The 25,431-nt window shown below is 50.9% G+C and carries 26 protein-coding genes and 3 tRNA genes; 20 read left to right on the top strand and 9 right to left on the bottom strand.

The window, feature by feature from the left end:
* Window positions 1-398: 398 nt before the first annotated feature.
* From ABLU67_RS15695 to ABLU67_RS15680, 4 genes are all read right to left on the bottom strand, one after another.
* A complete protein-coding gene (locus ABLU67_RS15695) occupies window positions 399-1,856 on the bottom strand; it encodes a glucosyltransferase domain-containing protein (RefSeq protein ID WP_348852371.1) in 1,458 nt (485 codons plus the stop codon).
* A complete protein-coding gene (locus tag ABLU67_RS15690) occupies window positions 1,853-2,845 on the bottom strand; it encodes a glycosyltransferase family 2 protein (protein ID WP_047723436.1) in 993 nt (330 codons plus the stop codon). The genes ABLU67_RS15695 and ABLU67_RS15690 overlap by 4 nt, the downstream gene beginning before the upstream one ends.
* Window positions 2,842-3,231, bottom strand: coding sequence for a GtrA family protein (locus ABLU67_RS15685; protein WP_049069769.1), 390 nt, complete (start codon window positions 3,229-3,231; stop codon window positions 2,842-2,844). The genes ABLU67_RS15690 and ABLU67_RS15685 overlap by 4 nt, the downstream gene beginning before the upstream one ends.
* A 644-nt stretch (window positions 3,232-3,875) precedes the next feature.
* Window positions 3,876-4,946, bottom strand: coding sequence for a porin (locus ABLU67_RS15680; protein WP_025106098.1), 1,071 nt, complete (start codon window positions 4,944-4,946; stop codon window positions 3,876-3,878).
* 628 nt (window positions 4,947-5,574) lie between these two features.
* Here ABLU67_RS15680 and drpB point away from each other — a divergent pair.
* Genes drpB through ABLU67_RS15660 form a run of 4 tightly spaced genes read left to right on the top strand, consistent with a single transcriptional unit; the run spans window position 5,575 to window position 8,559 of the window.
* Window positions 5,575-5,856: a cell division protein DrpB gene (drpB, locus tag ABLU67_RS15675; RefSeq protein WP_004852229.1), complete on the top strand. Its 282-nt coding sequence runs from the start codon at window positions 5,575-5,577 to the stop codon at window positions 5,854-5,856.
* Window positions 5,857-5,898: 42 nt separating this feature from the next.
* The gene (locus ABLU67_RS15670) at window positions 5,899-6,594 is read left to right on the top strand and encodes a phosphohydrolase (protein WP_014229888.1); all 696 of its coding nucleotides are present in this window, start codon (window positions 5,899-5,901) and stop codon (window positions 6,592-6,594) included.
* Window positions 6,595-6,650: 56 nt separating this feature from the next.
* Complete coding sequence (locus ABLU67_RS15665; RefSeq protein WP_025106099.1) at window positions 6,651-8,084, top strand: DNA cytosine methyltransferase; 1,434 nt, start codon at window positions 6,651-6,653, stop codon at window positions 8,082-8,084.
* Window positions 8,065-8,559 (top strand): very short patch repair endonuclease, encoded by a 495-nt coding sequence (locus ABLU67_RS15660; protein WP_046878070.1) that lies wholly within the window; start codon window positions 8,065-8,067, stop codon window positions 8,557-8,559. Before ABLU67_RS15665 ends, ABLU67_RS15660 begins: the two co-directional genes overlap by 20 nt.
* Here ABLU67_RS15660 and yedA read toward each other — a convergent pair.
* Window positions 8,534-9,445 carry a drug/metabolite exporter YedA gene (gene yedA / locus ABLU67_RS15655; protein WP_348852370.1) on the bottom strand — a complete coding sequence of 304 codons (912 nt, stop codon included), beginning with the start codon at window positions 9,443-9,445 and terminating at the stop codon, window positions 8,534-8,536. The genes ABLU67_RS15660 and yedA overlap by 26 nt on opposite strands.
* 183 nt (window positions 9,446-9,628) lie before the next feature.
* On the opposite strand from yedA, the gene ABLU67_RS15650 reads away from it, so the two are divergent.
* From ABLU67_RS15650 to dgcQ, 3 genes are all read left to right on the top strand, one after another.
* Window positions 9,629-10,540 carry a DUF808 domain-containing protein gene (locus ABLU67_RS15650; protein ID WP_004852222.1) on the top strand — a complete coding sequence of 304 codons (912 nt, stop codon included), beginning with the start codon at window positions 9,629-9,631 and terminating at the stop codon, window positions 10,538-10,540.
* A gap of 75 nt (window positions 10,541-10,615) precedes the next feature.
* Window positions 10,616-10,795, top strand: coding sequence for a DUF2158 domain-containing protein (locus ABLU67_RS15645; RefSeq protein ID WP_025106102.1), 180 nt, complete (start codon window positions 10,616-10,618; stop codon window positions 10,793-10,795).
* Window positions 10,796-10,902: 107 nt separating this feature from the next.
* Window positions 10,903-12,570, top strand: coding sequence for a cellulose biosynthesis regulator diguanylate cyclase DgcQ (gene dgcQ, locus ABLU67_RS15640; protein ID WP_187227944.1), 1,668 nt, complete (start codon window positions 10,903-10,905; stop codon window positions 12,568-12,570).
* A gap of 329 nt (window positions 12,571-12,899) precedes the next feature.
* Here dgcQ and yodD read toward each other — a convergent pair whose 3' ends face one another.
* Window positions 12,900-13,115, bottom strand: a complete 216-nt coding sequence (gene yodD, locus ABLU67_RS15635) for a YodD family peroxide/acid resistance protein (RefSeq protein WP_014229881.1) — start codon at window positions 13,113-13,115, stop codon at window positions 12,900-12,902.
* A gap of 132 nt (window positions 13,116-13,247) precedes the next feature.
* Between yodD and dsrB the strand changes: the two genes are divergently transcribed.
* Window positions 13,248-13,436, top strand: a complete 189-nt coding sequence (dsrB, locus tag ABLU67_RS15630) for a protein DsrB (RefSeq protein ID WP_004136599.1) — start codon at window positions 13,248-13,250, stop codon at window positions 13,434-13,436.
* A gap of 41 nt (window positions 13,437-13,477) precedes the next feature.
* Here dsrB and rcsA read toward each other — a convergent pair whose 3' ends face one another.
* On the bottom strand, window positions 13,478-14,101 hold the full coding sequence (gene rcsA, locus ABLU67_RS15625; RefSeq protein ID WP_025106103.1) for a transcriptional regulator RcsA: 624 nt from the start codon (window positions 14,099-14,101) through the stop codon (window positions 13,478-13,480).
* Between the two features lie 456 nt (window positions 14,102-14,557).
* On the opposite strand from rcsA, the gene yedD reads away from it, so the two are divergent.
* Window positions 14,558-14,974 (top strand): lipoprotein YedD, encoded by a 417-nt coding sequence (yedD, locus tag ABLU67_RS15620; RefSeq protein ID WP_161505342.1) that lies wholly within the window; start codon window positions 14,558-14,560, stop codon window positions 14,972-14,974.
* A 49-nt stretch (window positions 14,975-15,023) separates the two neighbouring features.
* Here yedD and amyA read toward each other — a convergent pair whose 3' ends face one another.
* The gene (amyA, locus tag ABLU67_RS15615) at window positions 15,024-16,511 is read right to left on the bottom strand and encodes an alpha-amylase (RefSeq protein WP_025106105.1); all 1,488 of its coding nucleotides are present in this window, start codon (window positions 16,509-16,511) and stop codon (window positions 15,024-15,026) included.
* Window positions 16,512-16,712: 201 nt separating this feature from the next.
* Here amyA and tcyJ point away from each other — a divergent pair, with 201 nt between their 5' ends.
* From tcyJ to sdiA, 5 genes are all read left to right on the top strand, one after another.
* Entirely contained in the window at window positions 16,713-17,513 is an 801-nt protein-coding gene (gene tcyJ / locus ABLU67_RS15610) for a cystine ABC transporter substrate-binding protein (RefSeq protein WP_064358825.1), read from the top strand.
* A gap of 95 nt (window positions 17,514-17,608) precedes the next feature.
* Window positions 17,609-18,595, top strand: a complete 987-nt coding sequence (gene dcyD, locus ABLU67_RS15605; protein ID WP_048260970.1) for a D-cysteine desulfhydrase — start codon at window positions 17,609-17,611, stop codon at window positions 18,593-18,595.
* A gap of 15 nt (window positions 18,596-18,610) precedes the next feature.
* Window positions 18,611-19,279 (top strand): cystine ABC transporter permease, encoded by a 669-nt coding sequence (gene tcyL, locus ABLU67_RS15600; RefSeq protein ID WP_004103458.1) that lies wholly within the window; start codon window positions 18,611-18,613, stop codon window positions 19,277-19,279.
* Window positions 19,276-20,028 carry an L-cystine ABC transporter ATP-binding protein TcyN gene (gene tcyN, locus ABLU67_RS15595; protein WP_004852203.1) on the top strand — a complete coding sequence of 251 codons (753 nt, stop codon included), beginning with the start codon at window positions 19,276-19,278 and terminating at the stop codon, window positions 20,026-20,028. Before tcyL ends, tcyN begins: the two co-directional genes overlap by 4 nt.
* A gap of 301 nt (window positions 20,029-20,329) precedes the next feature.
* On the top strand, window positions 20,330-21,052 hold the full coding sequence (sdiA, locus tag ABLU67_RS15590; RefSeq protein ID WP_014229875.1) for a transcriptional regulator SdiA: 723 nt from the start codon (window positions 20,330-20,332) through the stop codon (window positions 21,050-21,052).
* Window positions 21,053-21,119: 67 nt separating this feature from the next.
* Here the strand turns inward: sdiA and ABLU67_RS15585 are convergent, their stop codons facing one another.
* A complete protein-coding gene (locus tag ABLU67_RS15585) occupies window positions 21,120-21,344 on the bottom strand; it encodes a DUF2594 family protein (protein ID WP_004122104.1) in 225 nt (74 codons plus the stop codon).
* Window positions 21,345-21,807: 463 nt separating this feature from the next.
* On the opposite strand from ABLU67_RS15585, the gene uvrY reads away from it, so the two are divergent.
* The 6 genes from uvrY (at window position 21,808) to ABLU67_RS15555 (ending at window position 25,338) form a co-directional block, all read left to right on the top strand.
* On the top strand, window positions 21,808-22,464 hold the full coding sequence (gene uvrY / locus ABLU67_RS15580) for a UvrY/SirA/GacA family response regulator transcription factor (protein WP_004122102.1): 657 nt from the start codon (window positions 21,808-21,810) through the stop codon (window positions 22,462-22,464).
* Window positions 22,461-24,293, top strand: coding sequence for an excinuclease ABC subunit UvrC (gene uvrC, locus ABLU67_RS15575; protein WP_004852196.1), 1,833 nt, complete (start codon window positions 22,461-22,463; stop codon window positions 24,291-24,293). The genes uvrY and uvrC overlap by 4 nt, the downstream gene beginning before the upstream one ends.
* Before the next feature lie 57 nt (window positions 24,294-24,350).
* Entirely contained in the window at window positions 24,351-24,899 is a 549-nt protein-coding gene (gene pgsA / locus ABLU67_RS15570) for a CDP-diacylglycerol--glycerol-3-phosphate 3-phosphatidyltransferase (protein ID WP_004122100.1), read from the top strand.
* A 151-nt stretch (window positions 24,900-25,050) separates the two neighbouring features.
* Window positions 25,051-25,126: transfer RNA gene (locus tag ABLU67_RS15565), tRNA-Gly, on the top strand.
* 38 nt (window positions 25,127-25,164) lie between these two features.
* A tRNA-Cys gene (locus ABLU67_RS15560) sits at window positions 25,165-25,238 on the top strand.
* A gap of 13 nt (window positions 25,239-25,251) precedes the next feature.
* Window positions 25,252-25,338: transfer RNA gene (locus tag ABLU67_RS15555), tRNA-Leu, on the top strand.
* The last annotated feature ends 93 nt before the right edge of the window (window positions 25,339-25,431 follow it).

Here is a 25,431-nt window from a genome sequence, read left to right as displayed (position 1 = left end):
CCCTGCATGAATCCCTGCATTAAAATTTCTTTCTATCGCTCTGTTTTCTCGCCTCTAACGCTGTCTTTTTTACCATGTTGCCTCTTGTTGGGCATCCACTTTTATCCTCTTTAGTTCACAAGCTCACACTCTTTACAATAGCTTAGCCCGTCTTGCATCACAGATAACAAAGCAGTTAACTGCCCTTGCTACACACGGATTCTGTAAGGATATCCTCAAGAGAAGGGATGATGGATGAAAAGGAGCGAACTCAGAAAAGCACGGGAAGCATGGTTGACTGTCGAGCGCTGTGAGGTGATAGAGAGACTTATGACCCAGGCCCGAGCTGCCGGGATAAAAACTATCCCGCGCGGATCTGGCGCGGGATCATATACCGGTATGCGGGGTGGCGAAAAGTTTCAATAGTTGGAGGTTGAACTCCTCATCGCATCGCCCGTTTTTATAATGATGCAATCAGTGGCGCATTGCTCCTTTGCCGTCAGAATAACATTATCGGGAAGCCTGAAATGCATTGACTTGCTAATTAAGATTTGCTCCGCCATCCCCTTGATAGCCCAGGGAGCCGCAAGGGAAATATTGCCAAACTCGTCATAACGTTGTGTTTTAGTAAAGGCGTTATAGGCAGGATCTTGGATGTCAAAAAGAACATCCCCTGTAAATGTTTTCCCCACCTTGTAGGAAAGCGCGCTGGCTAATGCGTTTAACTCCGATTTTTGTGGGATAATGAAACCATTAAAGATATTGTATGATGCAGCGATCATCGCGAATACCGTCAATATGGGTAGCGCTTTTTTTGCTATGTTGAGTTTGCTTGTCAAGGCATCTAACCCAATAATAATAAGAGCGCATGTGAAGAATTCCAGTGCTATCAGTGACCTATATGCAGCCCAGTTTTCCTTGACTAATAAGTTTGGAGAGTAGGCGCCAATCCCCATGATAATAAACATAAGAACCTTAATCGGGCCTGATTTGCCTTTTATTATTGAAAGTAAACCTATTGCGCAAATTATTAATGAGAGCGTTGTGAAAAAGGTGCCTGGAGTTATATTAAAGTTGTTGATAGCGTTAATCAACGGTTCTTTTATAAACCATCGTAATTTCTCAAGTGGATTATTAGTTAACTCGGCACGTGCAATTGAACTGCCATATAACCATACAGGTATAAATTTTGAAAATAGCAGGCTGCCAAGCATGCCGATAAATAAAGCTGCGCCACTGATTAAAACAATGTGGATAGAAAATGGTTTGTCTTTTTTCAGACAGTTATCAAGCATGACGAAAAATAAAAATGCCATCGCCGTTGGTTGATATATGGCAAATGCAAACCATAAAATAATGACGGATGCTGCAAATCTTATAATTGTCGTTTTCTTATTGATCGGTTTTAATGTCGCATAACTTATTCCGGCAAGGAGTATGGAGAGTACAAAAGGGAAACATGTCGCCCAGGAATTATAAACCTGTACTGCGGGCGTCAGGCATATTAATAAAGGGAATACGATCGTTGTTATTTTACGCTCGAATATGTTTCTTTTTTCTATAAATGAAAAAAGGAAAAAGCAAAGCATAAATACCGATATTACGGTAAAAAATCTAAGATAGGCAAGGTCATCGATATTGTGAACTAGCGTAAAGGCAAGTCGTCTGGCAACGGCATACAAGGGTCTGCCGGATTGCATATCCCATTGAAACGGAGAGCCTTTCCCTGAAAAAACATCGGAAAGTGTCGACCAGTCATCTGAAAATGCGTAACTAAATATAATCGTTGGGCTATAAACTAAGAAAATTGCCGCGAGGTAAAACATTGCAATAATTTTTTTAGAGTAAGACGTCATCCGTTCGTCCTCAATGTTCATTGCTCGCCTCTCATTTCGTGTTTTGCTACCTCTTCGATAAAATATTTGGGCCGATTTTTGGATTCCATATATATTTTCCCAACGTATTCGCCAATTATCCCCAAAGAAAGCATCTGGACACCGCCAAGGAAGAAAATCGCAATCATTACCGATGTCCAACCCGCAACGGTATTTCCCAGGAGCTTCTCAATGAAGGCATAGATTGCAGCAAGTGAAGATAGAAGGCATGTGGCAACCCCAGCGGCAGCGATCATACGTAATGGGGTAATTGTCAGAGACGTTATTCCTTCTAACGCCAGTGCTACCATCTTTTTTAAGGGGTATTTTGATTCGCCTGCAACCCTTTCATCTCTGCTATAATAAACGCTGCTGGACTTATAACCCAACAGCGGAATTAGCCCCCTTAAATATAAATTTTGTTCTTTAAAATCCTTTAAAGCTGTCAACGCTGTACGGCTAAGAAGCCGGAAGTCCGCATGGTTAGGAACCTGATTGACGCCCAGCCCTGACATCAGAGAATAGAATTTATTGGCTGTTGCCCTTTTGAATACTGAGTCACTACTCCTGTTGTCGCGTACGCCATAAACAATCTCAAACCCTTCATTATATTTGTCTATCATTTCCTCAATGCAACCTATATCATCCTGTAAGTCTGCATCAATACTTACGGTAACGTCCGTATCCGCGTTTGCCAACCCCGCCAGCAGGGCGATCTGATGGCCCCGGTTCCTTGATAATTTCAGACCGCGGACGAATGACTTTTCCTGTGATGTGGATTTAATTTGTTCCCAGGTGTTGTCTTTACTGCCATCATCGACAAAGAGGATATAACTATTTCGAGCGATTTTTTCTTTTTCGAGGAGGTTTTGTAATACCGTGGTAAGCCCCTCCAGGCAGTATGGAAAGGCCTCTTTTTCATTATAACAAGGAACAACGATTGCTAACGAAGGTATTTTGCTCCTCGTGTGGTTTATATTAATTTCTTTCATTTCATTGACCAGTATTTGTTTAGAATAAAACCAGCTGTTGTGTAAATCACCATGCCTACAACTTGCGCTGTATAAATAGCATTAGGTATGACGATGAAAAAAACTTTCATTGCTATTAAATTTAAAATGTAACAAAAAGCGCATGTGGACAGGAATTTGATAAATCTCAGGGGGCTTAATGTCGTTGAGAAAGTGAACTTCGCATTCATAACAAAACTGAAAATAATACCAACGACATAACCTGTTGCATTTGAAAGGTAGACTCCCACGCCGACATGCATCAGGCCAAATATAACAACTGCCGTAATGGCTGTATTTGCCAGGCCAACGATAATGTACCTGAACGCTTCTCTGGATATATTTTTTTTCAAGGTGTAATTAATCATTTATTGATTTACATCAATTTTGCAAAGGGGCGGTTAAGAGACTGAATGCACGGTCGATATAAGCAATGAGCCCCTGGAATATAAGTATTTGACGCCAACTCGTGGTCGGTGTCAACCTGGGTTTTTATTACCGTGGACATATTCCACGTCGGGTATTGTTTTACGTTTCTCTGGCCGAGCTTGTATGGATATGATAATGCCGAATGGCGGCGATATAAAAGCCGGAAAGCAATCGGAGGCGTGAGCTCTGGTGCGGTCATATCAGGCAGAGCTGCGGTATTAACTTGTCTACTGTTACGGTATTTATGCGCGGACGTTGCTGCGCTCAAGAAGAAAAAACAGTTTAAATCTCCCGGATAGGGCTGAGGGCGGGGAGTGAAAATATTGTGAGTTTTTTGTTTTTTATTGTTAATTATATCATTTGCATGATGACGTAATTTTCTTCCAACGTCTCCCGTCACAAAGGATATCACGCCTCGAAGGGGCTATAATTATCATCTTCATGATTTACTGCGGAGCAATCGTTGATAGATCGCAACGCCTCATCTTTCTGCCGTGTAGCGATATTCGCGATGCAGGACGAGGAGTCGTTGGTAAAAACGAAAAAACCCGCACGAGGCGGGCTTTAGATTAACCAGGCAGTCTTAGAACTGGTAGGTGATACCCACGGCGAACTGATCGTCGGTGGCTGCGCCACTAACCGCCGCGTCTTCATCATCGATCAGATTGAATTTGTATGCGGTGTAAACGTTGAAGTTTTTGTTGAAATAGTACCAGGCACCCAATTCAACGTAGTTCATGATATCCGCATTAGTGTCTTCTTTGGCGCCCAGGTCTTTACCTTTCGCGTAGACATAGCCCAGGGATGGACGCAGGCCAAAATCAAACTGATACTGAACAACGGCTTCGATGTTCTGGGTGTGATTGGCAAAGCTGCCAAAAGTCGTTTTCTCCAGCGGAGTCATGTTACGGGATTCACCGTACATGACTGATGCATACAGACTATTTGCATCGTATTTAGCCGCCAGGTTCCAGACTTCAGCTTTTTCGCCTCTGCGGTCCGCAGCTTGTTCATCAGTACGGTCAGAGTTGCTGTAGGCGCCAACGAAACCGAAGCCGTCAAAGTTGTAGTTAACGGAGAAACCAAAACCGTCGCCGTTTGATTTTTTCGCGGTGGTATCGTTGTTTTTACCCTGATACTGCAGAGCAAAGTTCAGGCCATCCACCATGCCGAAGAAGTCGGTGTTACGGTAGGTTGCTACGCCGTTGGTACGGCCGGTCATGAAGTTATCGGTGTAAACCAGACCGTCACCACCCCACTCAACGAGCATATCAGTGTAACCCGCCGCGTCATAAACCACGCCGTAGTTACGACCATAATCGAATGAACCGTAGTCGCTGAATTTCAGACCGGCGAATGCTAAACGAGTAGCGCTGCCCTGTTGACCTTCCGGTTTGTCCGCTTTGATGTTGTATTCAAACTGGCCATAGCCGGTCAGTTCATTGCTAATCTGGGTCTCGCCTTTGACGCCGAAACGCGCATAGGAGGTATCGTCAGAGTTGTTGTTGCCGCCATCATGGGTCATGATGTGTTCGCCAACCATTTTGCCGTAGAAATCCAGTTTGTTGCCGTTCTTATTATAGATTTCTGCTGCATTAGCCGCGCCAGCAACTAATAAAGCTGGAACCAGAATTGCCAGTACTTTTCTTTTCATTATATATTCCCTTTTGATTATAATTAATATGAATTGTGTCATTCCTTCCGGGGTGACTATTAAATACTAACGACGAAGTTCATTTTTCTTTAAATTAAAAATGTAACTAAATTATATCTAATATTACAAAATGTTTCTGTTCTATTCATTATATTTAAATTGTATTGGTGTTTGAAAATTTATTTATTGTATTTATGTCTTTTAATAACATTGGTTTATGATTGGTTTTGTATGATTTTTGTTGTCCATAAGCTTCATGTGCTCTATGAATTGCGGGGTTGTATTTATATGTTATATGTTTATTTCTCAATCTCTGATTGCCGCCGCTTTTCTGTAAAGATAAAGCGAAGGGCGAGCAAGCAAATATGATATTTGAGGCAGGGAAGGTGGGGGTGAATATGGTCTCAGAAATTCAGTTATATTCATTAATTTGTATTATTTAAAAACGAAATGAATTCATTGACTATATGTAGCAGGCGATAGGGTCGTGCTCCCGACCAGTGCGCAAAATCGAACCCGTGAGAGAGGGATATGCTGTTTTGCAGGCGTTTTCGCTATATAACGTGACCAATATCACATTTTTTACCGGTGGGTGATAGGGGTTGTGAAGTAGATGGAGAACAAATGAATGGAAGATAAAGCGAAAAGAAGTCCTGGCGGGAAACTGGCGCTGTGGGCATTTTACGCCTTTTGCGGCTATTTCCTGTGGGCGATGGCGCGTTACTGGTGGGTTGTCGGGAAGATTGAAAGCGTGCCCGGAGCGACGATTGACGGCGAGCTCGGCTCAACGGCAGGAAAATGGATTGGCGCGCTGCTGGGTTTTCTTGTGTTGGGTATTGTCGGGACCCTTCTCGGGGCGATCGCCTGGTACACGCGTCCTAATCCGCAGATGTATGAACATCACGATTAAAATTGCTATGCTCGTTGCTGGCCTTATATCAAAGGAACGCGCATGGACCTTTATCACTGGCAGCAACGATTTGAAGCCTGGCTAAGCCAACATCACGGGCAAGAGGATGCTGCTCACGATATTTCACACTTCCGCCGGGTATGGGCTACCGCGCAGCAGTTGGCCGAAGAGACCGCTGCCGACCGTCTGGTGATCCTCACTGCCTGCTACTTTCATGACATTGTCAGCCTGGCGAAAAACCATCCTGAGCGAAGCCGTTCTTCCGCGATGGCGGCGGAAAAAACGCTGGCTATCCTTCAGTCCGCTTTTCCTGATTTCCCCCCGGAACGCTACGCGGCGGTTTTACACGCGATTGAAGCCCACAGTTTTAGCGCGGCAATTGCACCGCAAAGTGAAGAAGCGAAAATCGTCCAGGATGCCGATCGCCTTGAGGCGCTGGGGGCGATAGGGCTGGCGCGCGTATTTGCGGTGTCCGGCGCGCTGAACAATAGCTTGTTTGATGCCCGCGATCCCTTTGCTGACCGGCGGGAACTGGATGACAAAACGTATGCGCTGGATCACTTCCAGTGCAAGCTGCTGCGTTTACCGAAAACGATGCAGACAGAAAAGGGCAGGGCAATGGCGGTGCACAATGCGCGTTTTCTGGTGCAGTTTATGGCCAAGCTGAGCGCAGAGCTTCGCGGAGAGCCGATGGCGCTTGATGCTGAGGTTTTGCAGCGCTTTGATCCACTAGCATAAAACTGACCGCGCTATTTATGGTAACCTCTGCAAAAATAGTCGGGCTGGTTGAGGTTATGGCGCAAAATTTATCCAAGGAAAATCCCCCGTCTTTGAAGGTTGAACATACCGGAGAAGACGCGCAGGCGCTATTGCGTCAGCTAATGGCGATATACGATGTCAAAACGCTGGTCGCGCAGTTAATTGCCGTCGGCGAGCAGCACTGGAGCCCGGCTATCCTCAAGCGCGTTGCGACGGTAGCGCGCGCGGCAGGTCGTATCACCCGCCAGGAGCAGGCCCACCTGCGCACGCTCCTGCCGGAGCCGCCGGCGCATCATCCGCATTATGGGTTCCGCTTCGTCGATCTGTTTGCCGGTATCGGCGGTATTCGCCACGGTTTTGAAGCGATTGGCGGGCAATGCGTGTTTACCAGCGAATGGAATAAACATGCGGTGCGCACCTATAAAGCCAACTGGTACTGCGATCCTGAGCAGCATCGTTTCAATGAAGATATCCGCGATGTGACTTTGAGTCATCTCCCTGAGGTGAGCGAGGAAGAAGCCGCGCAGCATATACGCCAGACTATCCCGCAGCATGACGTTTTACTGGCCGGCTTCCCCTGCCAGCCGTTTTCTCTCGCCGGCGTGTCGAAGAAGAATGCCCTTGGTCGCGCTCACGGCTTTGCCTGCGAAACGCAGGGGACGCTGTTTTTTGACGTGGTCAGGATTATCGCCGCCCGTCAGCCGCCGATTTTTGTTCTGGAGAACGTCAAAAACCTGAAGAGTCACGATCGGGGGCGGACGTTTCGTATCATTATGCAGACGCTGGATGAGCTGGGGTACGAGGTTGCCGACGCGGCGCATACCGGGGCGGATGACCCTAAAGTCATCGACGGGCGCTATTTTTTACCCCAGCACAGGGAGCGTATTGTGCTGGTGGGTTTCCGGCGCGATCTCCAGCTGCATGAGGGATTTACCCTGCGCGATATCGCCGCTCTCTATCCCACTCGCCGGCCGACCTTTGGCGAGCTGCTGGAGCCCGCGGTTGACGACAAATTTATTCTCACCAGGGTGCTGTGGAAGTATCTCTATCGCTACGCGCGTAAGCACCAGGAGCGGGGGAACGGTTTTGGCTACGGGCTCGTCGACCCAACGAATCCGCACAGCGTGGCGCGAACGCTCTCTGCGCGCTATTACAAAGATGGCGCGGAAATCCTCATTGACCGGGGCTGGGATCGGCCTCTGGGCGAAAAGCATTTTGATGACCCTGAAAACCAGCTTCGTCGTCCGCGCAGGCTGACGCCCCGCGAGTGCGCGAGGCTTATGGGTTTTGAGACGCCGCAGGGATATCGCTTCCGTATTCCGGTCTCGGATACCCAGGCCTATCGCCAGTTTGGCAATTCCGTCGTCGTGCCGGTATTTGCGGCGGTGGCGAAGCTGCTGGCGCCGCGTATTGAACAAGCGGTTGCCAGGCGTGAGCAAGAGATTAACCATGGCCGACGTTCACGATAAAGCCACCCGCAGTAAAAACATGCGCGCGATAGGCACCCGCGATACGGCAATAGAGAAACGGCTGGCTGGGCTACTGGCGGTCGCCGGATTCTCTTTTACCGTACAGGATGTCGCGCTGCCCGGCCGCCCGGATTTTGTCGTGGCGGACTATCAGTGCGTTATCTTTACCCACGGCTGCTTCTGGCATCATCATGATTGCTATCTGTTCAAGGTTCCCGCCACAAGAACCGCGTTCTGGCTGGATAAAATAGCCAAAAACGTGGCGCGCGATCGCCGGGATATCGGGCGGCTGGCGGAGCAGGGATGGCGGGTGCTGGTGGTCTGGGAGTGCGCGCTGCGCGGGCGAAAGAAGCTCAACGACGACGCGCTGGGAGAACGGCTGGAAGAGTGGATCTGCGGCGGCGGTCAGTGCGCGCAGATCGATACTCAGGGCATAGGTGTGCTGGACGTTACTTCTGCGCCTTACAGGATGTAATTTCACGACGCGCCGGGAGCAGGTATTTGCCGAGCGTCACCAGAATGACCGCGAAGATGATAATCCCGAGCGCCAGCCACTCTACGGCAGATAAGCTTTCTCCGGCAAAACCGGTTCCCAGCAGTACGGCGACCACCGGGTTTACGTAGGCATAGCTGGTCGCTACCGCCGGTGTTACGTTACGAATCAAATACATATATGCGTTAATGGCGATAAGCGAACCGAAGATAGCCAGATAGGTGACGGCAAAAATACCGGACCACGACGGCATCTGGGTTAATTTTTCTCCGGTTAGCGTGGAAGCAATCATCAACACGACGCCTGCCGCCAGCATCTCAATGGCGCCCGCCATCATCCCCGTTGGTAGCTCGATTCGCGAGCCGTAGACGGAACCAAAAGCCCAGCTCATTGAACCGATAAGTATCAGCAGCGCGCCCCAGGGATTACCGTTCAGGTTGCCGCCGCTGTTGAGCAGTACGATCCCCGCGAGGCCAATAGCGATACCCAACCACTCAAGCTTACGGGTCGCAATACCAAAAAAGCGGCTAAAACACAGGGTGAACAGCGGCACCGTCGCGACCATGACCGCCGCAATGCCTGAAGGCACGTGCTGATGTTCGGCGAGCGTCACAAAGCCATTACCTACCGCCAGTAGCAGCACACCAATCAGCGCCGCGTTAAGCAGCGGCTTTCGCGCAGGCAGCTTATGACCGGTTGCCAGTAGCCAGGCAGTCAGCACTGCGCCCGCGGAAAGAAAACGCACGCCAGCCATCATCAGCGGAGGCCAGCTGGCGACGCCGACGGCGATAGCGAAATAGGTGGAACCCCAGATGATATACAGCGCAAACAGCGCCCCGATGAGCGGTAACAGCTGACGGGTAGACATACTTCCTCACGACGGTGCAGAGATAGAAAGGGGACGTATAGTAAACGTGAAAACTATCGTGCTGGCGAGTGCTTTAATTCGCCTGCTATGGTTAAATTTTTGTTGACTATGGACACCGGTGGGCGAAAAAGCGCTTTTGCTTCATACTTCAGGAGGAACAATCATAAATGAAGGAATGCAATTTTGGCGGGAAGTAGTCTATTAACCTTATTGGATGATATTGCCACGTTACTCGATGATATTTCGGTCATGGGGAAACTGGCAGCAAAAAAAACGGCAGGCGTATTGGGAGACGATCTCTCGCTTAATGCTCAACAGGTCACCGGCGTGCGGGCTAACCGCGAACTGCCGGTAGTCTGGGGCGTAGCCAAAGGCTCATTGATCAATAAAGTCATCCTGGTGCCGCTGGCGTTGTTGATCAGCGCTTTTATTCCGTGGGCGATTACGCCGCTGCTGATGCTGGGGGGCGCGTTTCTGTGCTTTGAAGGCGTCGAGAAGGTGCTGCACAGCCTGCAGGCGCGCAAACACAAGGAGGATCCGCAGGTTCGCCAGCGGCGGCTTGAGGCCCTGGCGAACCAGGACCCTATGGCTTTTGAACGGGATAAAGTGAAAGGGGCGATACGCACCGATTTTATTTTGTCGGCTGAAATTGTCGCCATCACGCTTGGGATTGTGGCGGAAGCGCCGTTATTGAATCAGATCCTGATTTTATCCGGCATCGCGCTTCTGGTGACGGTGGGGGTCTACGGTCTGGTGGGGATCATCGTCAAGCTGGATGATATGGGCTACTGGCTGGTGGAGAAAACCAGCTCGCTGGCGCAGTGGACAGGCAAGGCGTTGTTGGCGATCGCGCCCCGTCTGATGAAAGTGTTGTCCATCGTTGGCACTCTGGCGATGTTCCTGGTGGGCGGCGGTATTGTGGTCCACGGTATTGCGCCGCTGCACCACGCTATTGAAAATCTGGCCCATGGACAGAACGGGGTCATTGCCTCGCTGCTGCCAACGGGCGCCAACCTGGTGCTGGGATTCATCATTGGCGCCATCGTGCTGGCTGGAGTGAAAGCGATTGCCGCTCTGCGTCGTCCGGCAAAGTAAATGTGCTCCTGGTCATGCAAAGTGGTTCAGCTTCGTCTATGTTAAATCTGTTTCTTCCTGATACCGGAGGCAAAAATGGTCTTGTTGGTCAGTGATGAAGTCAGGCGTAAAAGCGGTGGCCCCCGAATGGTCGTTACCGGGTTCGCCAACGGCATGGTTGAATGTCGCTGGTATGACGGTTACGGCGTTAAGCGCGAGGCGTTTCGTGAAGATGAACTTATTCGCGGAGGGGGAGGGAAGCTGAACCGCTCCTGACCCGTTATCAGCGCCCGGCATTCGTCGGGCGCTTTCATATTAATGGTTGTTTTACGAACAGGGAGCGTGGATGACGTTTGCTTCTTTAACCGTGCTGCGAGAAAACGATGGATAAGCTGATGTGGGTGAAAAAATTGCGCCAGATTTTAAGCCCCGGATATGTGGTTAACCTCTGTTTTTTTATCGTCTTCTGCTTTTCCACGTTGTTGATATGGCGTGAGATCAAGGTCCTTGAAGAAGCCTACGTCGCAAACCAGCGCAATAATCTTGAAAACGTTTCCCATGAGTTCGACAGCCTGCTGCAGTTTAATATCGACAGAATGATTTTTTTTCGTAACGGGATGCAATCGGCGCTGGGAACGCCGCTGGATTTTGTCGTATTGCGCAAGGCGGAAGAGGATTATTTAAAGAAGCGGCATGATCCCCTCTGGTCCGTTGAGATTCATAACCGGCGGACGCTGCCGGTCTATGGCGTTGCCGATGCATTTGTCGACGGCGACGCGCTTCTCTCTCGCGATAATTCCTTTTCCGGCAATGAGCTCATGGCCACTCTTGAGCTGGGCTATATGCTGCGTCTGGCTAATAACAACCGTGGTTTTGCGAAACGCATGCTGTACGTGTCGCGTAATGGCTTTTTTACCACCACCGAGCCGCTGAAGAATGCGACACAGGCGCTGGCGCTGTATTCGCGGGCGACAAGCGCCCCCTGGTTTACCCGGCAAACGCAGAGGAATAATCCTGCTCGCGGCATCGTGTGGCAAACCTTTCCCGATGAGGCGTCGCAGCACGAAATGCAGGTGGTGACGGCGTCTATTCCGCTTGATTTCCAGCGCTATTGGCTCGGCGTACTGGCAATGGATTTCTCGGTACAAGAGATGAAAACGTTTCTGGTCAATGCGATTAAAACGGGCGAAGAGGGCGAGTACCAGCTTTACGATAATCAGCTCAATTTGATTGCCTCTTCCGCGCCGGGCAACGTACTAACGCTGCTGTCGCCGCGGGAACAGGAGATGCTGAGCCGCGCGTCTTCTCATGAGAATCAGGGGGGGATTCGCCTGGTCACGCGTTATATCAGTTGGGAAAACTTACGCAATTTTGATGGGGTACTGATCCGTATCCATACGATCCGGGAAGGCGTCCGCGGTGACTTTGGCAGCATCACCATTGCTTTAATGCTGATGTGGCTCATGTTCACGCTGATGTTGATGATCTCCTGGCTGGTGATCCGCCGAATGGTGCGCAATATGAGCGTGCTGCAGACCTCCCTGGAGTGGCAGGCCTGGCACGATGCGTTAACCCGCCTATTAAACCGCGGCGCGCTGTTTGAACGCGCCACTGCAGAAACTCGCCTGAGCGAGCGTTTAAAGCGGCCCGTTGCGGTGATTCAGCTCGATCTGGATTATTTCAAAAGCGTTAACGACCTGTACGGCCATCACGCGGGCGATCGCGTGCTGTCGCTGGTGGCCAGTACTATCGCCAGCCATATTCGGCAAGGCGATCTTGCGGGGAGAGTTGGCGGGGAGGAGTTTTGTATTGTGCTGCCGAATACCGCGTTAAAAGAAGCGAAGGCGATTGCTGAACGGATCCGTATCCGGATCAATAGCCGCGAAATTTTGCTGGGTAACAGCACGTCTTTGCGTATTACCGCTTCGTTTGGGGTGAGCTGTAGCGAGGATTCGGGTGAGTATAACTTTGAAAATTTGCAGTCTGTTGCCGATCATCGCCTGTATCTGGCCAAGCAAAACGGACGCGATCGGGTCTGCGCCGAAGGGTAAAATTAATTCCTCATGTAAATAAATTGAATTGAAATCATCCACTACGGTTATTTTAGTGAGATTATTCTTAAAAAACGTTTGGCGGCGATCGGACGTTCGTGGAAGAACAAATGTCTGTAGTCCTTGCCTGGCGAGCGTTGCCGGCGTGAGGGGGAAGGTAAGCCACATTTTTCAATAATTTGCTTCATGAATGTTTGTTGTCATGCAAAATAATTGAGGGTAATGTTTGTAGCGCATCGGATATCCTGGTGTAACGAATTTTCAAGTGCTTCTTGCATTAGCAAGCTTCATCCCGACTCCTGCGAGTCGGGATTTTTTTCGCTCAGAATTCAGCGGTTGGCTTCCGTGATGCTGAAATCATGGATATCGAGCTCAAAGGCCTCAGCCAGCTCGCGCCAGGTGTGGTAACCCCGGCCATCAATACTGACGTGGTGGGGATCGTCTTGCGTACGCTGAACTTCACTTTCGCTGATTTCATTAATCGCCGCCAGCAGGGCGTCAACGTCTACGCTTCCTGCGCCTTGATTTTCTTTGGCGGTTTTCATTGCGGGTACCTCGCTTAACTCAGACAGGGCTATTTAAGTATAGTCGGTCTACAAAAACAGCAGTTACCGGGCAGGACACTGCGCGATCGGCAGTTTTGTTCTACACTGGCTCAAAAATAGAGGAGATGAGTTATGCAGGTAAACGATCGTGTCACGGTGAAGACCGATGGTGGCCCACGTCGATCGGGTGTTGTACTGGCGATAGAGTCGTTTAGCGAAGGCGTAATGTACCTGGTTTCGCTGGAAGATTACCCGCTCGGGATCTGGTTTTTTAATGAGAACGGTCATCCCGACGGTATTTTCGTTGAGCGGGACGAGTGATTTGCCTCAAGTGAACTGGCGGCAGCGGCCGCCAGCGTCTTTCAACGCAGGTTGACGTGAATTCCGGAGGTGATGTTTTCAGCCAGTCGTACGATATGATAAATCACCTGTTTGTTGTGGGTATGAATTTTCTTTTTAATATTGCCCTTATGCGATGAGACGGTTTTGGCCTTAATGTTCATCTGCGCTGATATGTGCGAGGTTCCGTGCCCGGCCATCCACATCTGCAGCATATTTGATTCGGTCTGGCTTAAGGACAGCGTGGGGATATTAATCCGGGTGGGACGATAGTTCTCATATTTCAGGCGGATGGCAAGGATGTCGTCCAGGTCTTTTTCGGTCAGTGATTTAGAGCAGATAAGTAAGTTTTTGCGCACCAGCAGGTAGTGATCGAAATGTATATTCGCCAGCGACATAAAGATAACAAATAGCGTCGCAGGATACTGGCTAATGATTTGCCGGATAAGCTGGTTGCTCTCTTCATGATGAATAAAGCAGTCTTCGTTGATAAATACCACCGTAGGGCGGCTAGTCTCGCAGAGAGCCTTCAGGCTCGGCGCACTGTGTACTTCAGTGATATCGCGCTTCCTTACCCCTCTGCCCGTCAGGTACCCGGTTAATCCCAGCCGGGTGAAGCTGCACAAATCCATGATAATCGTTGACATGACCCATCCTCAATCAACACGTAACGATAATTTATTCCTCGCTGACAAGCGCGATGAAGTCCATTTTGTTAGCAATAAAAAACGACTGCTGCCGTGGAACCATTAGGCAGCCTGAACTATTCCGTAATAAGCCCCATAATTTGCCAGGAATATTCTCAAAGTAAAGGCTACAAATCGCTATGTGGAGGAAATAAAAACAATAAATACCCGTCATATATAAGTTTGCCATTTTAGCGGCTTTTTAAAATAGGATTATCCTTATATTGAATGGTTAAAATAACACCTGCTGATTTATGGGTTTTATTCGATGGGTTAGAATAACTTAACATTTGAAGGCTATTTTTTACCATATTGGGTGTGCCCGACGTTCGCCCTGCTGCGCTGTTGCCGAATCGCGAAGGGTGGCGAGCTTAACGCTTTAATGCCACAATGTTTTTTTATCGGTGTGTGGGATGGATGATGAAAAAGATAGTGTTTGCTGGCGCTCTGCTGGCCCTGGCCGGCTGTGTTCAGGTTGATAGCTACAGCGAGGTTGTTAAAGCGCCAGCGCCGGCTGGGCTGGAAGGATACTGGCAATCGGCCGGCCCGCAGAGTGAAATGATGAGCCCGGATGCGATTGCGAGCCTGATCGTCACCAAAGAGGGCAATACCCTTGACTGTCGCCAGTGGCAGCGGGTTATCGTCCTGCCGGGTAAATTAATGAAGCGTGATGATGCGGTTTATAACGTCACCTCCGCGTTGGATGTTTATCCGATTGAGCGCGAAGGCGATACCCTGAGCTACGACCGGATGACGCTCAAGCGGGTGGATCGTCTCACCCCGGAGTGTGAACAGGCATGGAAAAAGGCCTCGGCTGATAAAAGCGGGCAATAAGCTTTTTGCGGGCTGAAACCCTTCTCAGCCCGCGGTGTTTCTCTGTATTTTATAGCACCTCTTCGATAACCCAGACGCTGACGCTGCCGCCGTTACAGGTAAAAACCCCGTTTCCTTCATCGTCGGTTTCAATCACTTCCTCGCGGTTGCCGAGAAAATCACGCCAGCGTTTATTACGGTAGTTTTCCCCCAGAGGAAGCGTTTTTTCTCCGTCGTCACCGTTGGAAAGCACCACCACGCAGCCCGGATCCTCTTCGGTACCGCTGCGGCTGAAAGCGATACAGTTCGGATGATCGAACCACAAAGTTTGTACGCCGTGAGCAAAACGCTGACGGGCATCGATCAGTTCGTGTAATTGCTCAATAACCGGCATCTCAACGGCGTAGGTCTCGCCGTCGCCGCCGGTATCTTCGTAGCTGGCGCCGAACAGGTCGGCATAAAAGACGGACGGAACGCCGTTTTCACGTAACAAAATGAGCGCATAAGCCAGCGGTTTGAACCAGGCCTCAACCGGCGCCTCCAGCGCCTGCAGCGGCTGGGTATCATGGTTGGTCACCAGGGTTACGGCGTGGAACGGGTCGGCTTCCACCAGGGTGCCGCTAAAAATCTGGCTCATGTCATAGTCGCGTCCCTGCCGCGAGGCTTCATGGAATTTCATCTGCAGCGGCGCGTCAAAGAGCATCGTCTTACCGTCAACCATGTCGATATACTGCTGGAGCTTATCGACTTCATGCGACCAGTATTCCGCCACGATAAACAGCGGCTTTGTCGCCACCTCCTGGACGTGGTCAATCCACTCTTTATAAAACCAGGCGGGGATATGTTTAACCGCATCGAGGCGGAAGCCATCGCAGCCGGTCTGTTCCATCACCCAGCGGGCCCAGTACTTAATCTCCTCGGTTACCGCCCGATTGCGAAAATCGATATTTTCACCCATCAGGTAGTCGAAGTTACCCATTTCATCATCAACCTGATCGTTCCATCCCTCTCCGGTATAGTCGTTGACGATTTTAAACACGCCATCTTCATCAGGATTCTCAATATGGTCGATGCCGCTGAAGCACTTATAATCCCAGATGAATTCAGAGTATTTGCCGGCGCGTACCGGGAAGGTGTAGCGCGTCCAGGCTTCACATTCCACAATCTCCTCGGCGATTTGCGTGCGGTCGTTTTGATCAACCCGCTGAATACGTACCGGCTCTTTTTCATCCGCGCCCATTTTATGGTTGACCACTACGTCAAGGAGTACGGCGATATCGTGCTGGCGCAGGGCGGATATGGCGGCCAGAAGCTGGGCTTTATCGCCATATTTTGTGGCGACAGACCCCTTCTGGTCGAATTCGCCGAGGTCAAACAGATCGTAGCAATCATAACCGACAGAGTAGCCGCCGGAGGCGCCTTTGTAGGCAGGAGGCAACCAAATCATGTTAATGCCGATTTCGTTGAGGTTTGGCGCCAGGGCTTCGACTTCACGCCATAACTCGCCGCCGGTGGGGTAGTACCAGTGAAAGCACTGCAGTAACGTGGGGTTTTTCATCTTCCATGCTCCATACGTCATCAAGCTGACCATTGCAGTATGAGAGATATCCAGCAAAATGGAGATGTTTTCGATACGTTTTCACTATGCCCTAAAAGGCATCATATATAATAATTTGGAATAAGATGTAGCGTATCGATGTTGGTGACTAAGGTTAAACGCCTTACACTACAGCAAAATATCACTCTTTTAGGGGTATCTATGAAATTAGCACTTCTGGGTCGTCAGGCGCTGATGGGCGCAATGGCCGTCGTATTAATGACCGGCGTCAGCGTAAAAACCTTTGCTGCTGAAAATCTGCTTAATCAGGTTAAAGAACGCGGCACGCTACGCGTGGGTCTGGAAGGGACATATCCGCCATTCAGCTATCAGGGAGATGACGGTAAGCTGACCGGCTTCGAGGTGGATTTTGCTAATGAACTGGCGAAACATCTGGGCGTGAGGGCTGACCTTAAACCCACTAAATGGGACGGCATGCTGGCTTCGCTGGACTCTAAACGTATCGATGTGGTGATAAACCAGGTCACTATTTCCGATCAGCGTAAGCAAAAATATGACTTCTCGACGCCGTACACCGTTTCCGGGATCCAGGCGCTGGTGAAAAAAGGTAACGAAGGCGTGATTAAAACTGCAGCCGACCTGAAAGGTAAGAAAGTTGGCGTCGGCCTGGGGACCAACTACGAAGAGTGGCTGCGCCAGAACGTACAGGGCGTCGACATTCGGACTTATGATGATGACCCGACGAAATACCAGGATCTGCGCGTAGGGCGAATTGACGCCATCCTGGTTGACCGTCTGGCAGCGCTGGATCTGGTGAAGAAAACCGGTAACACCCTTGCCGTCACCGGTGAAGCCTTCTCTCGCCAGGAGTCCGGCGTCGCGCTGCGCAAAGGTAATGAAGACCTGCTGAAAGCGGTTGATGGCGCCATTGCGGATATGCAAAAAGACGGCAGCCTGAAGGCGCTGTCGGAAAAATGGTTTGGCGCTGACGTCACGAAGTAACGGCCAGCGGTGAAAAAAGGCGCTCCTGATAGCGCCTTTTTTTATTTCGCGCGTCACAGCGTGCATAATAAAGGATAATTCAGTCAGGAGGTCTTATGTCACTGCAAAATTTAACCCTATTCCCGCGTCTGGAACTGATTGGCGCGCCGACGCCGCTGGAATATCTGCCGCGCTTGTCCGATTACCTTGGCCGCGAAATTTTTATCAAGCGCGATGATGTGACCCCGCTTGCGATGGGGGGCAACAAGCTACGTAAGCTTGAATTTCTGGCTGCCGATGCGCTGCGAGAAGGGGCGGATACCCTGATTACCGCAGGAGCTATCCAGTCCAACCATGTGCGCCAGACGGCGGCGGTGGCGGCTAAGCTGGGCCTGCACTGCGTGGCGCTGCTGGAGAATCCAATGGGTACCCGGGCTGAGAACTACCTGACCAACGGTAACCGCCTGCTGCTTGACCTGTTTAATACTCAGGTCGAAATGTGCGACGCGCTGACCGATCCTAATGCTCAGTTGGAAGCGCTGGCGACCCGCATTGAAGCTCAGGGCTATCGTCCGTACGTGATTCCGGTTGGCGGTTCGAACGCGCTGGGCGCGCTGGGCTATGTGGAGAGCGCGCTGGAAATTGCCCAGCAGTGCGAAGGGGCGGTCGAGCTCTCCTCCGTGGTCGTCGCCTCCGGCAGCGCCGGTACGCATGCCGGCCTCGCCGTGGGACTGGAGCAGCTGATGCCCAATGCCGAGCTTATCGGAGTGACCGTATCGCGCAGCGTGGCTGACCAGCTGCCAAAAGTGGCTGTGCTGCAGCAAGCGGTGGCAAATAGCCTGGAACTGGAGGCAAAGGCCGGTATTCAGCTGTGGGATGAGTACTTTGCGCCGGGTTACGGAATACCGAACGACGAAGGGATGGCGGCGGTGAAGCTGCTGGCGCAGCTGGAAGGTATCCTGCTGGATCCGGTGTATACCGGGAAGGCGATGGCCGGATTGATTGATGGTATCAGCCAGAAGCGCTTTAAGGATGAAGGCCCAATACTGTTTGTTCACACCGGCGGCGCGCCTGCGCTGTTCGCCTATCATCCTCATATCTAATGCAGAACACATAGAATGCAAGAGAGTATCCAACTGGTTATTGATTCCGCGCCTTTTCTGCTGAAGGGCGCGGTATTTACGCTACAGCTCAGCATTGGCGGCATGTTTTTTGGCCTCGTGCTGGGGTTTATTTTGGCGCTGATGCGCATGTCGCCCGTCTGGCCGATTAAATGGCTGGCGCGGATGTACATCTCCATCTTTCGCGGAACGCCGCTGATTGCGCAGCTGTTTATGATCTATTACGGCTTGCCGCAGTTCGGCATCGAGCTGGATCCTATTCCCGCGGCGATGATCGGCCTGTCTTTAAACACTGCGGCCTACGCGGCGGAAACGCTGCGCGCAGCGATTGCCTCCATTGATAAAGGGCAGTGGGAGGCCGCGGCGAGTATCGGTATGACGCGCTGGCAGGCAATGCGCCGCGCGATTCTTCCTCAGGCCGCGCGCGTGGCGTTACCGCCGCTTTCCAACAGTTTTATCAGCCTGGTGAAAGATACCTCGCTGGCGGCAACTATCCAGGTGCCAGAACTGTTCCGTCAGGCTCAGCTGATCACCTCCCGGACGCTGGAGGTATTCACCATGTACCTGGCCGCTTCGCTTATCTACTGGGTAATGGCAACGGTGCTTTCCACGCTGCAAAACTATTTTGAAAATCAGCTGAACCGCCAGGAGCGAGATCCAAAATGAGTGCGATTGAAGTCAAAAACCTGGTGAAAAAATTCCATGGCCAGACGGTGCTTCATGGTATCGACCTTGAGGTTCAACAAGGGGAAGTGGTGGCGATTATCGGTCCCAGCGGTTCGGGGAAAACGACGCTGCTGCGCAGTATTAATCTCCTGGAGCAGCCGGAAAGCGGCACGATTCGCGTAGGCGACGTGACGATCGATGCCGGGCGCAGCATCAACCAGCAAAAAACGGCCATTCGCCGCCTGCGTCAGCACGTGGGCTTTGTGTTTCAGAATTTTAATCTTTTCCCCCACCGTACGGTGATGGAAAACATTATCGAAGGGCCGGTCATCGTTAAAGGGGAGGATAAAAATGAATCCATCGCCCGGGCGCGTGAACTGCTGACGAAAGTTGGGCTTACCGGTAAAGAAAATAGCTACCCGCGTCGTTTGTCCGGCGGGCAGCAGCAGCGCGTGGCGATTGCTCGCGCGCTGGCGATGCGTCCGGATGTCATTCTGTTTGATGAGCCAACGTCGGCATTAGATCCTGAGCTGGTAGGGGAGGTACTCAATACCATTCGCCAGCTGGCGCAGGAGAGGCGCACGATGGTTATCGTGACCCATGAGATGAGCTTTGCCCGCGACGTAGCGGACCGCGCTATTTTTATGGATCAGGGGCGTATCGTTGAACAGGGTGAAGCAAAAGCGCTGTTTGCCAATCCTCAGCACGCGCGTACCCGCCAGTTCCTCGAAAAATTCCTGATGCAGTAATCGCCCCGCGCCGGCCGCATTCGCTCAGGCTTGTGCTGACGGATGCGGCCGGGCAGCGCTGAATAACCGGTTTATCAGCAAAAAAAGCATGTCCGGATGGTGGTCATAAGCAACGACGATACATCTGTCAAGGTTTTGTGCCACATCAATTGGCATAATTTTTTTAACGTATCCGGTACTTTCGCCGGACGTAGTCTAATAAATGCGGTGGCTGCCATTTTTTATACATATAAGCAGGATTTATGTGTTAGTTTTATGTATTTATAATAATGATTATCACTCAGGAGTTATTTGGTTAGTTATGAGGGACAATGATTTTTTCAGCTGGCGGCGGGAAATGCTGCAACAATTTCAGTCCGTTTCTGCAGGCGAGGGGGTTTATCATCTTCTGCAGCAGGAAGCAAAAGGGCTGGAATATGACTACTTCGCACTCTGCGTACGGCATCCCGTGCCTTTTACTCGGCCCAGGGTGACGCTGCAATCGACCTATCCTCAGGCCTGGATGGCGCATTATCAAGCCGAGAATTATCTCGCGATCGACCCGGTGCTGCGCAAGGAGAATTTCCTTCGTGGGCATCTGCCATGGAACGACAAGCTATTCCATGATACACCGGAATTATGGGACGGCGCGCGCGACCATGGATTACGCAAGGGCGTCACGCAGTGCCTGACGCTGCCGAACCATGCTCAGGGATTCTTATCCGTTTCAGGAACCAGCCATAGCCAGGGACCCTTTGCGGAAGATGAACTGGAGATGCGCTTAAGAACGCTAACCGAATTGAGCCTGCTGACGCTTTTGCGCCTGGAGGACGAGATGGTTATGCCGCCGGAAATGAAATTTAGTCGACGTGAACTGGAGATTTTGAAATGGACGGCGGAAGGGAAAACCTCGGCTGAGGTGGCAATGATTCTGTCTATCTCAGAAAATACCGTCAATTTCCATCAGAAAAATATGCAGCGAAAATTCAACGCGCCAAACAAAACCCAAATTGCCTGCTATGCCGTAGCGACGGGCCTAATTTGATCTCATGTGTTGTTCTGCGTGCCAGACGTAAGACCGGCTGTTAGTAATACCTTCAGCCGGTAATTGATTACTGACGATATGCCTGCTTAATTTGCTTAACGGTGCTGGAGAATACGGCAGCCTGAGCCTCATCTTCCATCTGCGCGATTTGTTTTTCCATTTTAATAATCACGCGGCCTGCATCAGCCTGACCCATGGCCTGCAGCATCAGCGTTATCATTGCTTTCAGACACGAAACTTCCTGTGCCAGTTCTTGGTTATTTTCCGCAGTGGAAAAATCTGGAGTGCTCATCTATATCCTCGATTGCTTTCTGCGCAATTGCGCATGACTAAAAGTGAAGGCGGCGCAGTATACCACAAGCAAAGGAAAAAAAAGGAGTGCTTGATTTCTGTTCTTTCATCCGAGTGGTGAATGATTTAATTGACTGAATAATACGTATTCATGAGATCTAAGCGTGTTAATTTTTTCGTACGCCCCGTGTTCGTGTTAATAATTGTTACATATTCAGGCACATATTTATCGCCTACGCAATGTGTTGTGTTTTTACGTAATCTGTATGATGAATGTTAAAAAATAACTGTTGTACAACTCTATGTTATGTATGGCTTTCCAGCGGGTGTGCAGACAAATTTCCATAATTGCGCAAGAAATCTTTCCCAGCACATTTTTTGGCTTTCAAAATTAGGTTAAAACCCGGTAATATGTGGGAGATAAGCTATCAGTAGCGTTATCCCTAATTCTGGAGAATATTCCTTTGATCAACGTCCTTCTTGTTGATGACCACGAACTGGTGCGCGCAGGGATACGACGCATTCTGGAAGATATAAAAGGGATTAAAGTTGCCGGCGAGGCCTGCTGCGGTGAGGATGCCGTGAAATGGTGCCGCGCGAATCCCGTTGATGTAGTCCTGATGGATATGAACATGCCGGGTATCGGCGGCCTTGAGGCTACGCGAAAAATTGCCCGTTCCGTTGCTGATGCCAAAGTGATAATGCTGACCGTGCATACGGAAAATCCGCTGCCGGCGAAAGTCATGCAGGCCGGGGCTGCTGGCTACCTCAGTAAAGGCGCCGCGCCGCAGGAGGTTGTGAATGCGATTCGCTGCGTGGCATCGGGTCAGCGTTATATCGCCTCTGATATCGCCCAGCAGATGGCGCTAAGCCAGATTGAACCGGAGAAGGCGGAGTCGCCGTTTGCCAGTTTGTCTGAGCGAGAATTGCAGATTATGCTAATGATTACTAAAGGTCAGAAGGTCAACGAGATCTCAGAGCAGTTGAATCTGAGTCCCAAGACCGTGAACAGCTACCGCTATCGTATGTTCAGTAAACTGAACATACACGGCGATGTGGAGCTGACGCACCTGGCAATTCGCCATGGCCTGTGCAATGCGGAGTCGTTAGCAAGTCAGTGAGTGATGTTTTTGATGCAAAAGCTTTCCTGAAAACAGTAACCAGCCAGCCGGGCGTCTATCGTATGTATGACGCTGGCGGTACTGTTATCTATGTAGGCAAAGCGAAAGACCTGAAAAAGCGGCTGAGCAGCTATTTTCGCAGCAACCTGGCTTCGCGTAAAACCGAAGCGCTGGTGGCGCTTATCGCCCAGATTGACGTTACCGTGACCCACACCGAAACGGAAGCGCTGCTGCTTGAGCATAACTACATCAAACTATACCAGCCGCGTTACAACGTGCTGCTGCGCGATGATAAATCCTATCCCTTTATTTTCCTTAGCGGCGATACGCATCCTCGCCTGGCGACGCATCGTGGGGCGAAGCATGCGAAAGGCGAATATTTTGGCCCGTTCCCCAACGGCTACGCGGTTCGCGAGACGTTAGCGCTGCTGCAAAAAATCTTCCCTATCCGCCAGTGTGAGAACAGCGTCTATCGCAACCGTTCGCGGCCTTGCCTGCAGTATCAAATTGGCCGCTGTCTGGGGCCGTGCGTTGCCGGACTGGTGAGTGAGGAAGAGTATGCCCAGCAGGTCGACTACGTGCGCCTGTTCCTGGCGGGCAAAGACGATCAGGTACTGACTCAGCTGATTGCCCGCATGGAAAAGGCCAGCCAGGCGCTGGAATTTGAAGAGGCAGCGCGGATCCGCGACCAGATTCAGGCCGTACGTCGGGTAACGGAGAAACAGTTCGTCTCCAATACCGGTGACGATCTGGATGTTATCGGCGTCTCGTTTGATGCCGGCATGGCGTGCGTCCACGTGCTGTTTATCCGCCAGGGTAAAGTCCTTGGTAGCCGCAGCTATTTCCCCAAAGTGCCGAATGGCACCGAACTCGGTGAAGTGGTGGAAACCTTTGTCGGACAGTTCTATTTGCAGGGCAGCCAGATGCGGACGCTGCCGGGCGAGATCCTGCTGGATTTTAACCTGGGCGACAAAACCCTGCTGGCGGATTCGCTCTCAGAGCTGGCCGGGCGCCGGGTTAACGTACAGACCAAACCCCGCGGCGATCGCGCCCGTTACCTGAAGCTGGCGCGCACGAACGCCGCGACGGCGCTGACCACCAAGCTTTCCCAGCATTCAACGATTACGCAACGTTTGCGGGCGCTGGCGACATTACTCAAGCTTCCGGCCGTCAATCGGATGGAATGCTTTGACATCAGCCATACGATGGGCGAACAGACGGTGGCGTCGTGCGTGGTTTTTGATAGCAACGGACCGCTGCGCGCAGAGTATCGCCGTTACAATATCACCGGTATCACGCCGGGAGATGATTACGCGGCGATGAATCAGGTCCTGCGTCGTCGCTACGGTAAGGCAATAGAAGAGAGTAAAATTCCCGATGTTATCCTGATCGACGGCGGTAAAGGCCAGCTTGGGCAGGCGAAGACGGTTTTTGCCGAGCTGGACGTGCCGTGGGATAAAAGTCACCCTCTGTTATTGGGCGTGGCAAAAGGCAGCGATCGTAAAGCGGGCCTGGAGACGCTATTCTTTGAACCGGAAGGCGAGGGCTTTAGTCTGCCGCCGGACTCCCCTGCGCTGCATGTGATTCAGCATATTCGCGACGAGTCGCACGATCACGCCATTACCGGCCACCGTAAGAAACGGGCAAAAGTAAAAAGCACCAGCACGCTGGAAACCATTGAGGGGGTCGGACCCAAACGCCGACAGATGCTGCTGAAATATATGGGCGGTCTGCAGGGGTTGCAGAAAGCCAGCGTCGAAGAAATTGCGCAAGTACCGGGTATATCTCACGGTCTGGCAGAAAAGATCTTCTACTCGTTGAAACATTAGGGGCTCTGTAGCAACATAGGGCTAATTTTTACTTACAACAGATAGTTACCCGTTACTATGCAATTTAATATCCCTACGTTGCTTACTCTGTTTCGCGTCATTCTTATCCCGTTCTTTGTACTGGCGTTTTATCTGCCGTTTACCTGGGCCCCTTTTGCCTGTGCGCTAATTTTCTTTGTCGCAGCGGTGACCGACTGGTTTGATGGTTATCTGGCGCGTCGCTGGAATCAGAGCACGCGTTTCGGCGCTTTCCTCGATCCGGTCGCGGATAAAGTCATGGTGGCTATTGCGATGGTACTGGTTGCCGAGCATTACCATACCTGGTGGGTGACGTTACCGGCCGCCACCATGATCGCGCGTGAAATTATTATCTCCGCGCTGCGCGAGTGGATGGCCGAACTGGGCAAGCGCAGCAGCGTGGCGGTGTCATGGATAGGCAAAGTCAAAACCACGGCGCAAATGGCCGCGCTGGTGTGGATGCTGTGGCGCCCAAATATCTGGGTTGAATGGGCGGGGATTGGTCTGTTCCTCGTGGCGGCGGTGCTGACGCTGTGGTCCATGCTGCAGTATTTGAACGCGGCGCGCGGCGATTTGCTTGATCAGTGATCGTTTCGGCGCAATTTTCAGCAAACAACACAAGGTTTTAAAAAATATCGTTGACTCATTGCGCCAGGTAAGTAGAATGCAACGCATCGAACGGCAGCACTGTCTGACAGACGATAACAAAATCAAGTAATTAGCAAATTAGCTTGATGATGCGGGAATAGCTCAGTTGGTAGAGCACGACCTTGCCAAGGTCGGGGTCGCGAGTTCGAGTCTCGTTTCCCGCTCCAGTTTACAACATCGGCATCAGCGGGTGTTCAAGCATTAAGGCGCGTTAGCAAAGCGGTTATGTAGCGGATTGCAAATCCGTCTAGTCCGGTTCGACTCCGGAACGCGCCTCCAATTTCTATCCCGAGCCCGGATGGTGGAATCGGTAGACACAAGGGATTTAAAATCCCTCGGCGTTCGCGCTGTGCGGGTTCAAGTCCCGCTCCGGGTACCATTGGGATAAAGCAGAATAATCAAAGCAATAAGCAGTGTCGTGAAACCACCTACGGGTGGTTTTTTTGTTTTTGTATTGCCATAACCTCGCTTT

This window comes from Klebsiella sp. GN_Kp190, from assembly GCF_040061795.1.
In the GTDB taxonomy this organism is placed as follows: domain Bacteria; phylum Pseudomonadota; class Gammaproteobacteria; order Enterobacterales; family Enterobacteriaceae; genus Klebsiella; species Klebsiella michiganensis.
This window is presented reverse-complemented; position numbering and strand designations above follow the sequence as displayed.